Origin of the sequence: Salinibacillus kushneri (genome assembly GCF_900111405.1) — a bacterium.
Lineage (GTDB): Bacteria > Bacillota > Bacilli > Bacillales > Alkalibacillaceae > Salinibacillus > Salinibacillus kushneri.
The window spans coordinates 272873-285904 of the sequence record NZ_FOHJ01000001.1; the positions used below are offsets into that span (position 1 = coordinate 272873).

At 39.7% G+C, this 13032-nt stretch carries 15 protein-coding genes; 1 reads left to right on the forward strand and 14 read right to left on the reverse strand.

The features are described from left to right. Positions 1 to 88: 88 nt before the first annotated feature. The 14 genes from BMX63_RS01300 to BMX63_RS01365 form a co-directional block, all read right to left on the reverse strand. Positions 89 to 1300 (reverse strand): flagellin N-terminal helical domain-containing protein, encoded by a 1212-nt coding sequence (locus BMX63_RS01300; protein WP_093131179.1) that lies wholly within the window; start codon positions 1298 to 1300, stop codon positions 89 to 91. 224 nt (positions 1301 to 1524) lie between these two features. Further along, complete coding sequence (gene csrA / locus BMX63_RS01305) at positions 1525 to 1743, reverse strand: carbon storage regulator CsrA (protein ID WP_093131181.1); 219 nt, start codon at positions 1741 to 1743, stop codon at positions 1525 to 1527. Further along, positions 1715 to 2182: a flagellar assembly protein FliW gene (gene fliW, locus BMX63_RS01310; RefSeq protein WP_093131183.1), complete on the reverse strand. Its 468-nt coding sequence runs from the start codon at positions 2180 to 2182 to the stop codon at positions 1715 to 1717. Before fliW ends, csrA begins: the two co-directional genes overlap by 29 nt. Positions 2183 to 2228: 46 nt before the next feature. Beyond that, entirely contained in the window at positions 2229 to 2792 is a 564-nt protein-coding gene (locus tag BMX63_RS01315) for a DUF6470 family protein (RefSeq protein ID WP_093131185.1), read from the reverse strand. Positions 2793 to 2852: 60 nt separating this feature from the next. Next, positions 2853 to 3743 carry a flagellar hook-associated protein FlgL gene (gene flgL / locus BMX63_RS01320; protein WP_093131187.1) on the reverse strand — a complete coding sequence of 297 codons (891 nt, stop codon included), beginning with the start codon at positions 3741 to 3743 and terminating at the stop codon, positions 2853 to 2855. A 10-nt stretch (positions 3744 to 3753) separates the two neighbouring features. Next, complete coding sequence (gene flgK, locus BMX63_RS01325; RefSeq protein ID WP_093131189.1) at positions 3754 to 5400, reverse strand: flagellar hook-associated protein FlgK; 1647 nt, start codon at positions 5398 to 5400, stop codon at positions 3754 to 3756. Positions 5401 to 5412: 12 nt separating this feature from the next. Next, entirely contained in the window at positions 5413 to 5907 is a 495-nt protein-coding gene (locus tag BMX63_RS01330; RefSeq protein WP_093131191.1) for a flagellar protein FlgN, read from the reverse strand. Between the two features lie 13 nt (positions 5908 to 5920). Beyond that, positions 5921 to 6187, reverse strand: coding sequence for a flagellar biosynthesis anti-sigma factor FlgM (gene flgM / locus BMX63_RS01335; RefSeq protein WP_093131193.1), 267 nt, complete (start codon positions 6185 to 6187; stop codon positions 5921 to 5923). A 71-nt stretch (positions 6188 to 6258) separates the two neighbouring features. Continuing rightward, positions 6259 to 6681 carry a TIGR03826 family flagellar region protein gene (locus tag BMX63_RS01340; protein WP_093131195.1) on the reverse strand — a complete coding sequence of 141 codons (423 nt, stop codon included), beginning with the start codon at positions 6679 to 6681 and terminating at the stop codon, positions 6259 to 6261. A gap of 70 nt (positions 6682 to 6751) precedes the next feature. Then, on the reverse strand, positions 6752 to 7435 hold the full coding sequence (locus BMX63_RS01345) for a ComFC family protein (protein WP_093131197.1): 684 nt from the start codon (positions 7433 to 7435) through the stop codon (positions 6752 to 6754). A 1-nt stretch (position 7436) separates the two neighbouring features. Next, a complete protein-coding gene (locus tag BMX63_RS01350; RefSeq protein WP_245732668.1) occupies positions 7437 to 8681 on the reverse strand; it encodes an ATP-dependent helicase ComFA in 1245 nt (414 codons plus the stop codon). A gap of 242 nt (positions 8682 to 8923) precedes the next feature. Further along, positions 8924 to 9766: a DegV family protein gene (locus tag BMX63_RS01355; protein ID WP_093131626.1), complete on the reverse strand. Its 843-nt coding sequence runs from the start codon at positions 9764 to 9766 to the stop codon at positions 8924 to 8926. A gap of 271 nt (positions 9767 to 10037) precedes the next feature. Beyond that, positions 10038 to 10718 carry a response regulator gene (locus BMX63_RS01360; protein WP_093131199.1) on the reverse strand — a complete coding sequence of 227 codons (681 nt, stop codon included), beginning with the start codon at positions 10716 to 10718 and terminating at the stop codon, positions 10038 to 10040. Positions 10719 to 10855: 137 nt separating this feature from the next. After that, complete coding sequence (locus BMX63_RS01365) at positions 10856 to 11995, reverse strand: sensor histidine kinase (RefSeq protein ID WP_093131201.1); 1140 nt, start codon at positions 11993 to 11995, stop codon at positions 10856 to 10858. Between the two features lie 364 nt (positions 11996 to 12359). Here BMX63_RS01365 and BMX63_RS01375 point away from each other — a divergent pair, with 364 nt between their 5' ends. Then, positions 12360 to 12992, forward strand: coding sequence for a YigZ family protein (locus BMX63_RS01375; protein ID WP_093131205.1), 633 nt, complete (start codon positions 12360 to 12362; stop codon positions 12990 to 12992). The last annotated feature ends 40 nt before the right edge of the window (positions 12993 to 13032 follow it).

Below are 13032 nucleotides of genomic sequence, written 5' to 3' on the forward strand. Positions count from 1 at the left end.
TCTCTTTTTAAAATCATTCTTAAGCTAAAAATGACTTTAAAAAGAGATATTAGATATAACTAATATCTCTTTTTAATTCCAAATAATATTATTGTAAAAGTTGTAGAACTCCTTGAGGCATCTGATTCGCTTGTGCCAACATTGATTGTGATGCTTGAGAAAGAATAGAGCTCTTGGTTTGATTCATCATCTCTTTTGCCATATCTACATCACGGATACGAGATTCAGCAGCAGTTAGATTTTCAGATGATGTACCTAAATTATTAATAGTGTGATCTAATCGATTTTGGTATGCACCTAAATCAGAACGTTGTGCTGAGACTTTTTCGATTGCGTCATTGATTGCAGTAATAGCCTGAGAAGCCTTTTCATGAGTGGATACATCAAGTGCGGCTTCTACATTTTGATTATCTGTCCCGTCAGTAACATTATTAGATGAAGTAAAATTCCCTTGATCAGCATCACCAGATAAACCTAAAGCTGATGCCCTCATATCACCAATTTGAATAGACATACTTTGCCCTTCGTTTGCTCCAACTTGGAAAGTAGCACCAAAAGCAGGACCATGACCTTCAGTTTCAGTACTTAAGTCACTGTTTGTTATATCTCCTGATAATTGTGGTGAAGTTGATGATTCTTCTCCTGATACTTGAGTTAATGTAATTTCATCACCTGAAACACTGGCAGTATACTCATTACTCAATGCTGTACCATTAATTGCTGATTTTAAAGCATCTGCATCAGCAAAACCATTCGAAGCTGATCCTCCTGATGTTTGTGTAAATTCTATACCGTTAATTTCAAATGAATCTCCACTAGATAGTGAACTAACATCAAAAGTGAATTCTCCTTGTACAGCTTCAAGTTGATTTTCAGAGTCTTCCCCACCATCCAATAAACTTTGAGTGTTAAATTCAGTTGTATTACCAATCCTGTTAATTTCAGAAGTCAACTGATTAATTTCCTTTTGAATTTCGCCACGATCTGTTTCAGTATTTGTATCGTTTGATGCTTGTGTTGCAAGCTCACGCATACGTTGAAGAATACTATGTGTTTCATTTAAAGCACCTTCAGCTGTTTGAATCATGGAAATACCATCTTGAGCGTTGGTTTGTGCTTGATCCAAACCTCGGATTTGTCCACGCATTTTCTCGGAAATTGCTAGACCTGCAGCATCATCAGATGCATTGTTAATACGTAGTCCTGAAGATAATTTCTCCATTGAACTTTGTTGTGAATTGTTTGCTGCACCCAACTGACGATACGTATTAAGCGCCGCAATATTGTGATTAATTCTCATTATAAAATTCCTCCTTGAATTTTAGTCTGCCACGTCCTTGTGGCTTGATTTTTTTATACTAAAGTCGGCCGCCTTTAGTAATAAATTTAACTACATTTCTTATATCGACACGATTAACTACTTGTTTAGCCTTATTTACAAATTTTTATAGCTTCCCAGATAAATTTTTTATCCACAAAAAATGCCTGATATCTATGTGGTATCCACTAATATCAAGCATGACCTTATTTCCCTGACAACAAATCAATTGCACTTTTAGTTATCCGACTCGCCGCTTTATTTTCCTCCTGAATCATTTGATAAATTTCCTGCCTATGGATATCAACATCCTTAGGTGCATCAATCCCCAATTTAATCTGATCTCCATCCACTCCAACAATTTTCACTTCAACATCATCGCCAATCTGAATTGATTCACCGGCTTTTCGTGTAAGAACTAGCATGGGCTACTCCCTCACTTTCTGGCTGAAGTGGGTGTTTCGTTTTATAGCGCTGATCATTCAGCACAATTTGTTTTCCTTTGTTATTTCGTACATTAATAACAACAGGTGCCTGTAAGTTTAAGGTTGAGTTTTTCAATGTATCCTGTAAAGTAACAATGGAATAAACACTTACATCCTCAGGCTTTTCGATATCTAACTGACTAATGGTTCCATTATCAAGATCAAATTCATAATCCTGATAGGTAAAATAAGGTACTGTTAGCACAAAAGCTAATTCTCTGGTTTGAATGGACTGCAATATTTGAAAAGCTTTATTGTCAGGTAATTTTAGCACGATAAACTTTTTTTCGTCCTGGAACCCTGGAAGTCCTGCCTCGAAATGGATTAGACTCTCCTCTTTAATCTCCATTTCACCAAAGTACAATGTATCTACCTTCATCTTCCACCACTTCTTTTCTTAAAAATTTTAATCAATAACAACGCTTTTAAACCTGTATGGATACAAAATCAATGTTTAGTTCAGGTTGCTGCTTCAAATTCGTTTCCACTTGACCCGGCTGATAATGAATAGCTGGTTTTTGCGGCTGTACAGAAATTCTTGGTTCATTTGGTTGAACGTTTGTCGTTACTTCAGCAGGTTCATAGTTTATTTTTACTGCATTGGGGGAGGGAATCCAGCCAATATTAAATTCCTTCATCGGTTCATAAGCATTTGCAACAGCTTGACTAACAATAGGATTGCCCCCATTTTCGATTTTCATAAGCTGATCTCCTTCACCTGCCCGTCTAGCTGTTCCCTCTAAGACAGACTGACGCCCTTGTTGGCCTAAGTTTTCCGCAAATTCAACCGGATTAACCATCCCCATATCCCGCCAGGCCTGTGTTTGATCAATTGTCAGCTTACCAGGTCTAGTTTGGATTTTCATATCTGCTTTTGGCTGTTCAATGGTTTGTATAGCTTTCCGCTGTTCGATGGATTGCTGTCCAGGGATGGAGTTGATTTCGATATTTGCTTTTTGTGATTGAATTCGAATTTGTGGTATCTTCATGTTCTCACTCGCTTCACTCATTCAAATATGGAAAAAGCTATCTGATTATAGGCAGATAGCTTATCTTAGAAAATCCATTAATGTTGGTTGAATAATACGTGCACCTGTTGATAAGGCAGCACGGTGTACACTCTCTTGTGTTTTTAAGTTCATAATTGCTTTTTCAACATCCACATCTTCCGTATCAGATAGCACTTGTGTGGTAGTGACTTCTTGGGAGTTCAACCGGTTTTCAATCATATCTACACGATTCATACGGGCACCTAAGCTTGCTCGTTCATTGACCACATTATTGGTGAAATGATCCATACTTTCAATATACTCGCCTAGTTCTTCATCTGTGGCACCTTCTTCTAAATCAGTAGCGAAGTCTTCAAGTTCATGAATAACCGACTCGCCTTCATGATTAAAGATGTTAGATGGATTCGTGTTCGCTCTTATCTCCACACCATCAGAAACCGTGATATTGACAGCATCGTTATTTTCACTGCCTGCAACGAGATTACCCTCTTCATCAAATCTTGGGTTGGTGGTATTCGTTCCATTAAAAATATATTTATTATTAACCTTTGTATTCGCCAAATCAATCATATGATCTTTAAGCTGACGAACTTCCTTTGCGATATTGCCACGCTGACCCTCTTCATAGGTGTCATTATTTCCTTGGACAGCCAGTTCTCTTACTCTTTGGAGCGCCTTTGTCATCTTATCCATTGCAGCATCTGAATTATCCATCCAATTATGTACTTCTCCCAAATTCCGTTGATACTGCTGAATTTCAGTTAACTCTGTACGGTAATTGACTCCTTTCATGGCAACAACCGGATCATCAGAGGGCTTACTTACTTTTTTCCCAGTATAAAGCTGCTCCTGATATTTTCCCATTCGCTCATAGCTATTACTTAAGTTTCGCATAAAATTGTTGGAAAGCATAGATTGAGTTACACGCATATTATTTCACCTACCTTCCTACAAGTCCCATTTGATTAATGACTTTGTCGAGCATTTCATCTACAACTGTCATATTTCGAGCTGCCGCGTTATAGGCATGCTGGAATTTGATCATGTTGCTCATTTCTTCATCTAAAGAAACACCACTAACGGATTGACGCCTTGTCTCCACCGCTTGCTCCAGTGTTCCCGCATTTTCAGCCATACGATTCGCTTCCTGTGCCTGAACACCTAAATCACCAATAATACCTTCATAAAATGTCTCTACGGATGTGTTTTCTCCTAACAGGTCTCCCATTACCTCATCCTTTACGTTAGCGAGCTCCTGTGCATTTTCTCCGTTACCTAAATATGACTGTCCGTCTTCTGGTTCGATTGGATCCCCGTTTTCATCCACTAATAATGCTGCAGCAATATGATCCTCATCGTCTTTAATGTCTTGCGTAACATCCATCTGGGATGCATAACCAATAGAATTGTCACCTGTAAAGGACGAATCAACTGCAAAGAATTTCCCGCCTTGTTCATTTTTTAAGGTCCGTCCATTCTCATCCATATGCTGCTCATTAAAGGCCGTCGCAAATGCATAAGCAAGTTGGTCAATATCTGCGAGCATATCCGTATAAATCCCTTCATTGTCACCATTTGCATTCTGATAACCATGAGACTCAATTAATCCCTTTAATTTTCCGTTTGATGTGAAGTCGGTAGGATTAATGGAGTTACCTCCTGTAAGCTCTCCATCTTCCATTTCACCACCGATAACCAAATTACTAACTACTCTTTGGCCATTATTATCAGTAAATTGTGCATCGATACGATTCGTTTCATTATCATTATTTATCAGCATATTACCAGGCTTTGTGTTGCCCGAAGCATCAGTTAGTGCAGATAAAGGCTGCCCCTCACTATTTGCAAGCTCAATCGAAGCAATCCCCTGCGCAATATCCTTTGCACTATCACTGCTTTCATGATATTCAACGTTAATATTTACCATACTGGAGAGTTCATCAATCAGATTGTCCCGTTTATCATACAAATCGTTCGGCAAATATCCATGGGGTTCTACCGCTTTAATTTGATCATTTAAATCCTTAATCTGGCTTACAACCGAATTAATATCTTTCGTCGTAACATTGATTTCATTTTCTAAATCCTTTTGTACAGCCGTTAAGGAATCAGCTATGTGATTAAACGTATCGGCAACAGCAATACCACGCTGCTGAACAACCGAGCGGGCGCCTGCATCCTCAGGATTCCCAGCAAGATCATTTAATGATTGCCAAAATTGATTCATCGTGGAGGAAAGACCTGTGTCACTTGGCTCATTCATAATCTGCTCCATTTGACTTAACGCATCCGCTCTTGATTCCCAATAGCCGCTTTTATTATGCTCTGCCCGATATTGTAAATCAATAAACTCATCACGCACGCGCTGAACGGATCCTGCTTCAACCCCTTGTCCAATCTGACCAGGAATTTCCGGACGATTTCTACCCATGGCCGGATATGGACTGGTTTGCTCAAAATTGACTCGCTGGCGGGAATAACCAGGGGTATTGGCATTGGATATATTATGGCCTGTTGTACTTAAGGCACTTTGTTGAGTAAATAAGGCTCTTTTTGCTACCTCTAATCCACTAAATGTTGATGACATTCACGTTTCCTCCTAAGCTTTTGAGTCAAAAACGGACCTGTTCGCAGCAGCACTTCCGTATTGTTGATGATCACCATAGTTCATACTCTTCATGGATGGCTGGAGCATCTCTAAGGAAAGCTCCACAAATTGCAGGGATTGCTGTAATAAATCCTGATTCAGTTTCTCCTGTTGCTTCAGATCTGCAACCGTCATAACCAAATTTTCAAATATCGAATTTAGTTCTTCCTTTTCCCTGCCATCATCTAAATAGTACAGCATTTCTGAAACGGTCTGTTCACGATCTGCTAATCCTTGCTGAGTAAACCATTTTGCAGTCAATGCCGCTCTCTTTTCCTCTAGTTGACCGACAGCTTGTACATGCTTGTTTTCATTGACTAATAGTTTTTGGAAGGCCTCGATGTTCCCTTCCTTTAGTAATTCGGTTTTCTCATTGGAAAGCTTTAATAAACTTTCATGCATTGACAAAAGCTTTGACATAATGGTTATGACTTCATAAGCTGACAAGCTGTCGTCCTCCTTACCCTTTGTTGGACCAGAAATCAATCATTTTCTGTGCCGTTTCCTGGTAGTTTACTTTATAATTCCCCGTCTGTACGTCATGCTTGATCTGCTGAATCTGCTTTTGACGGGCTTCTTTCACTTCATTTCCTTTCAGCATTTCCTTCGCCTGATTAGAAATTTCAAGCTTATCCTCTGATTTCTTTGACTGATTTACGGATTGTTGTTTCTGATATTGTTTTTGATAAGGATTTAAATGAACTGAATTTGATCCGTCAATTTTCATGATTTTCACCTCTTTAGTTAACCGTTCCGTTCTTCTATCTCTTTTATCGGTTATCAAAGAAAAAAGTTTAATTATCGACGATTAAATTTTTTATCGACCGTAAAATAAGTCTGGGCTGATTCCTGTTTTTGTCTTTTCTCGATGGATTCGACTGCCTGTTCCTGATCTAAAGCATGTTTTAACTGATCACGACAATTTCCACAAATCTTTCCTTCCTGAATCGGATTCCCGCAACGCTCACATCCATAGGTCAGATTAGGAAATTGTGCAGGCTGCAGTCTTTTTTCCTTCACAAATTTCATAATTAATCGTTCCTCAACACCAGTACCCTCCGAAACCTCTGTAATGGTCGCACGGCGATTTTCTTTTTTACGAATATAAGCATAAACCGTTTCAAAGGCTCTTTCTTCTTCTCTATAGCAGTTATCACAAACTTTGCGTACACCCTTTACAAATAATGCACCACAATTTGGGCAATTGGAGAGTTCACCCATAGCAGTTCCTCCGATCCTAATTTCTATAATTCCATTATATCTATAATATCGGTCAGGAACAAAGAATTCTTTAGCTGCGGATTAAGGTAAAACTGTAAACCTTAGGGCACCCCGCAGATTTTAGCAGGAATGCAGCCCAATGTAGTGTGGTACCTGTTGTATAAAGATCATCGATGAGGAGGACCGGGGTATCCATCCGGTGTTTGAGTTGAAACGGATTCTTTGACTGTAATCGCTCGGCGCGGGACTTTTTGGCCTGTTTTTCATTTCGTACTCTTGCCAGGGCATGAATCATCGGTAAACCCAGTAAGCCTGCCAGAGCCTCAGCTTGATTAAATCCTCTTTCCTGTTCTCTCGTTTTACTTAACGGAATCGGTACTAATGTAAGGACTTGTTTATGAAAATTGTCCTTAAAACGCTTTTCCATTCCCGCTTTAAACATATTGACTAATTCATAATCTCCCCGGTATTTCCATTTTGCCATGATATCTTTCATAAAAGGGGTATAGGAAAAAACAGAAACATTTTGGATTAAGGACTCTCCTAGGGTTGGATGAGACGTCCATGTCCGGCAATCTCTGCATACTTCGCCATGTTCAGTTGGCTTCGAGCATGTGGGGCAGACTGGACCTTCTATGTAAGGGAGCTTCTGCTGACAGTCTTCACACAACTTTCTGTCCTTCCCAAAGAACTGAAAGACATTCTTCCACGTAATATCCGGTATAATTTCTTCATGACACCATAGACAGAACATCCTATTTCCTCCTTGCAAGTCGATTCATCATCGAAATCATTTTTTTGGCCCCGATGATGGCATTTGTCCTTCCTTGATGAAAAAAGATAACATCACCGTCAGGGTCATCGGCATTTCTTCCAGCCCGTCCGGCAATTTGAACGAGTGCTGCTTCATCAAACACTTTGTGGCCCGCATCAATCACAGCCACATCTATGGAAGGAAACGTTACCCCGCGCTCTAATATCGTTGTAGTAATTAATGCATTTCTTTCACCATTACGATAGCGATTGATTTTATCAATTCGGTCCGGATCTTTTGCATCCACACATTCAATTTTTGTGATTTTCGCTAGCTTATGGGCGATTTCAATAGTAGGGGTGAATAGCAAGAAGCGTCTTTGCTGCTTTGTTTTACCCTGAATCCAGGATCTAATAGAAGGAGGAAGTATATCTTTTTCGAGTGTTTTCGATAAGCGGTAGGTAGAGACAAAACGCGGAGTTGGAAGGGGATAACCATGATATCGTGCTGGCACAAATACAGTAGGAATGAGCTTAAGCTTTGCTTTCCATTTCAGCCATTTTCTCGGAGTAGCAGTTAAATAAACGAGACTGGAAGAGGGCTTTCTGGCTCGTTCTGAAGCAAAGGACAAGGATTGATCAGCGTGATAAGGGAAGGCATCCACTTCGTCAATAATCATCACATCAAAAGCTTCTTCATAGCGAAGCAACTGATGGGTCGTAGCTATAATAAACTGGGCGCCTTCCATCTTTTCTTCAGATCCGCCATACAGTGCAGAGATGGTAACTTCAGGAAAAGCCCGATGAAAGCGTGGTACTAATTCACGAACAACATCTGCTCTTGGGGTTGCCAGACAAATGCGATCACCTCTACTAATTGCAGCGGTTAATCCTTCAAAAAGCATCTCGGTCTTTCCGGCTCCACAAACGGCCCAGACAAGTAGCGGTTCCCGTGTAGTCATCGCTTCCAGAATTCTTTGTGAGCAGTTTCTTTGAAATTTTGTTAATCTACCATCCCAGTGACACGGATTTTCTATACGAGGACTTTGGGTTTGGGGACCAGTCCACCTGTATAACGCTTCAAAGCTGCTTACTCGACCCATTTCAATACATTTGCGGCAGTATACAATAGGAGATGGTTTCTGTGGAATTTTTCCAAACCAATGATTTTTTCGATTGCCACATCGCTTGCAAACATACCCAGTAAACGATTCTTCTATGCCAGGGGTTTCCTGTAAATAGTTCATCAGTTGAAGTTCCTCAAAATTTTTATCTGTTAGAGGAAGCTCCTGTCGTAATAAAAGTTGAGCTTCGCAAAATGAAGCGATGGAATACAGTGGATCTTCTGGGGTGAGTGGGGACATTGGAGTTTTTTTAGTCTGAGGATTCAATTTTAAACACTCCTTTATTGGGAGAATTAAGAGGATAAAGTTAGGCAGACTCCAAAGAAGGATTCAGAGTCTGCAATGTAGTATAAAAATATAATAGCTTATTTTTCGTACCAGGTAAGTCCTAGCGCGCCTTCACCTAAATGAGTTCCAATAACAGGGCCGAAATAGCTGATTTGACAGGATACGTTGTCATATTTGCTTTCAAGCTCTTCCTTCCATTGCTTTGCTTCATCTTCACGCTGGGAATGAATGACGCATGCTTCAAGCTCCTTACCTGTTGTTGCTGCTTCATCGAATAGCTCGCGCACACGATTTAGCGCTTTTTTACGTGTACGGATTTTTTCAAACGGTTCAATTTGTCCATCAACAAAATGGAGAATAGGTTTTACCTGAAGGAGGCTTCCCAGCATGGCTTGAGCCGTATTTAAGCGCCCCCCTTTATGTAAATTGGTTAAATCATCCACCATAAAGTAAGCCTTGTTTGTCGCTTTCACCTCATCCAGGCGTTCAATGATTTTTTCTGGAGAGGTATTCTCTTCGGCAAGCCTTGCAGCCTCAAGAGCCATAAATCCCTGTGCCATACAGCTAATCTCAGAATCATATGCATATACATCAATTTCTTCAACAATTTCACCAGCCGCAATCGTTCCTTGTAAGGTTCCACTGATTCCACTGGAAAGATGAACGGCAATCACAGCATCATAATCTTCACTTAATTGCTCAAGCTTTTCCCTCACCATTCCGATAGATGGCTGAGAGGTCTTCGGCAGCTCTTCCATATCACGCATTCTCTCGTAAAATTCATCTGCCTGAATATCTACTTCCTCCTGATAGGATTCATTATCAACTATCACATTCAGGGGAACCATATAAATATTCCACTTATCACGGAGCTCTTTTGGAATATAAGCTGTACTGTCTGTCAGCACCGCTGTTTTCACCATTCCACTCACCCTTTCTCCCATATCTCAATTACCTTTCTCTTATTGTTCCTTTTATATGTACGTTATATCTTTCTAATATTTTACACATATTTTAATTAAATTGCATTAGTGAAGGGATAAATTTAAAAGAAAAAGTAGATTTTGATAGATTTGCGGGGCATGGGGAATTTATGTGGTTGGGGGATAGGGAGATAGGAGGACTACATAGGCCATTCCAGAAAAACAGACCCTATTCCCAGGGTCTGTTTTCTTCAATCATTATTTTCATTTACTGTACTTCCACCCAGCCATTTTTAATCGCCTGTACAACGGCCTGGGTCCGGTCATTCGCATCCATTTTCTGCAGTATATTGGATACGTGGTTTTTTACCGTTTTTTCACTAATGTATAAGGATTCGGCTACGCCTCGATTACTTTTTCCATCTGCCAAGAGCTGTAATACCTCGCATTCACGTCTCGTAAGCAGATGAAGCGGCTTTCGATATTCTGCCTTTTGCAATGCATTCGCCCCGTTATTTCCATTAGCTAATCGGCGGTATTCTAATACTAAATTGTGTGTAATTTTCGGATGCAAATAAGATCCGCCATTAAAAACTACTTTAATGGCATTAATGAGTTCATCCGTTTCCATTTCTTTAAGTAAGTACCCTTGAGCACCTGTTTTCAAGGCGTGTGTAACGTAGCCTTCATCATCATGTATAGACAGAATAATGACTTTCACATCTGGAAATTGGTTTACTAGATTTTTAGTTGCTTCAACTCCATTAATGGAAGGCATGTTAATATCCATCAAGACCACATCCGGATGATGTTTTCGAACTAAGTCGATGGCCTGGTTACCATCATCACCTTCAGATACAACTTCGAAATCTTCTTCAAAATCTAGGATACGTTTGATGCCTTCACGAAAAAGCTTGTGATCATCAATTAATACAATTCTTGCCCCCACTTCTCCTCGACCTCCTGAAATACAAATTACTTCCAATCCGGATATGTGTATAACTAGCTTAACTGATTAGATTTTCTCTCTATCCTTCTATTATACATGAGTATGGTCAAACAATCTAACCCTATTTGATGGTTTTGTTAGTTTTTCAAAGGAACCTGAATAACAATTTTCGTTCCTTTTTGAGGTTCTGTTTTAAATTGAATCGTTCCTCCCAGCATTTCAATTCGTTCCTTCATGCCTATTAAACCGAATGAGGATTTCTCTTTTTCTTCAAAATCAAAGCCTTTACCATTATCGATAACAAGAATATTCACCTGATTCATCCTCAATTCAAAATGGACTTGAATAAGACTGGCTTCAGCATGTTTAACCGCATTTTGGACCGCTTCCTGGACTAAACGAAAAAAGGCCGTTTCATATTTTGAATCAAGCCGTTCCTCCTGGCCTCTCGATGTAAATTTGATATGTATACCACTGTGATCGGAAACAGAATCTAAATATTTTTTCAAAGTTGGAAACAGCCCTAAATCATCTAATGCCATCGGTCTTAAATCATATATAATACGGCGCACTTCATATAGCGCTGAACGTACTAGCTGCCTTACCTGCTGAACTTCTTTAATGGCTTCCTCCAGCCCTCGTTCCCGGAAGGTTCGTTCAATTAAATCAGAACGAAGCATAACATTGGCGAGCAATTGAGCAGGGCCATCATGAATTTCTCTGGATAGTCTTCTGCGTTCTTCTTCCTGGGCGTCTATAATTTTTAGCCCAAACGTCTCCTTTTCCTTAGCAGATTCCAGCTCATCGTAAACACCCTGCAAGTCATCCGTTAAATAGTTTAATACTACAGAAATCTTACCCAGTAAGTTTTCTGCCCGGTCTACAGTATTCGATATGGATAGCAAGCGTCGTTCCAATTCATCACGTCTGTTTTTTAACTGTTCCTCTTTCTCTCTTAACACAAAAAGCTCTGATTGAAGCTTATGGGTTTCATCATAAACCGCCTTAACTTCTGCCTCCTGGTATTTATCAAAGTTTTTGCTTACTTCAGAAAGACGAACCCGGGACTTATTCACCTTTTTTTCCAGTTCATCACTGGTTTCAATAACCTTCACCGTATCACGTTTGACTTGTTCTAACTCTTTTTCTACCTGCTCATACTCTTTACGAGATTGTTCACCAATCTCAAAAATTTCATCCTTACTTTTGATTACAACAGTAACCATCTCGTCTAAAATGTTATTCAATGCGTTTGACTCGACTTTAGAACTAGTCATTTCCATTCCTCCAACTATATATTACGAATGACCTATATATTATATAGGGGTTATGCTTAAAATTCTTTTTCATTTATATGTTTACACACCTATGCTATTCTTTATCATAATGCTATTATTTCAAGTCCATCACGACAAATTTCTTAATAGGGAAGCTCTGTTAAACATAGGTGTTGATTTCCGCTCTAGTGCGCTCGCTTTCCACGGGCTGCCCGGGGAGCCTCCCCGACATTCGGCTGCGGTATTCCCGTTGTTTACCGGTCCACCCACAGGAGTCTTGCGCACTTCCACTCCCATTAACTTGGTAGAAAATCAACAATAAGCTTTAACACAGCAAATAGGTAAAAGAGGAGGTATTAGTCCTTTGTTAACTAAATATTTTACTATAAAAGAAGAAGGCTCGCACGAAATCATTATACAAAAATCCAGATTTATTGGTTATGTAAAGCGAACGGAATCCGAACAAGATGCCCAGGCGTTTATCCAGCAAATCAAGAAAAAACACCATGATGCCACGCATAATTGCTCTGCTTATATGATCGGAGAAAACAACCAGGTTCAAAAAGCTCATGATGATGGGGAACCAAGTGGTACAGCAGGGGTCCCCATGCTTGAAGTTTTAAAGAAAAAAGATTTAAAGGATACAACTGTTGTCGTAACCAGATATTTTGGTGGTATAAAACTTGGTGCCGGGGGTCTTATCCGCGCTTATTCCAATGCCACATCTGAAGCCATTGATGATGTAGGTGTTGTCATCCGACAGCTTATGAAACAAATAAAGGTTACAGCTGACTATACCCTTTTAGGCAAGCTTGAAAACCAATTACGTTCATCCCCTTATTTGTTAAAGGATATCGAATACCTGGAAAAAGTTACGTTGAACGTATATGTGAAGTCAGGTGAAGAAGAGGAATTTTCGGATTGGATAATCAATCTAACAAGTAATCAAGTGGATATTACCGAAGGAGAAGAATCCTACATGGAGTTAGATGTCTAATGTAACCGACAGCATTTCCCGGGAAATGACAAAATGATAA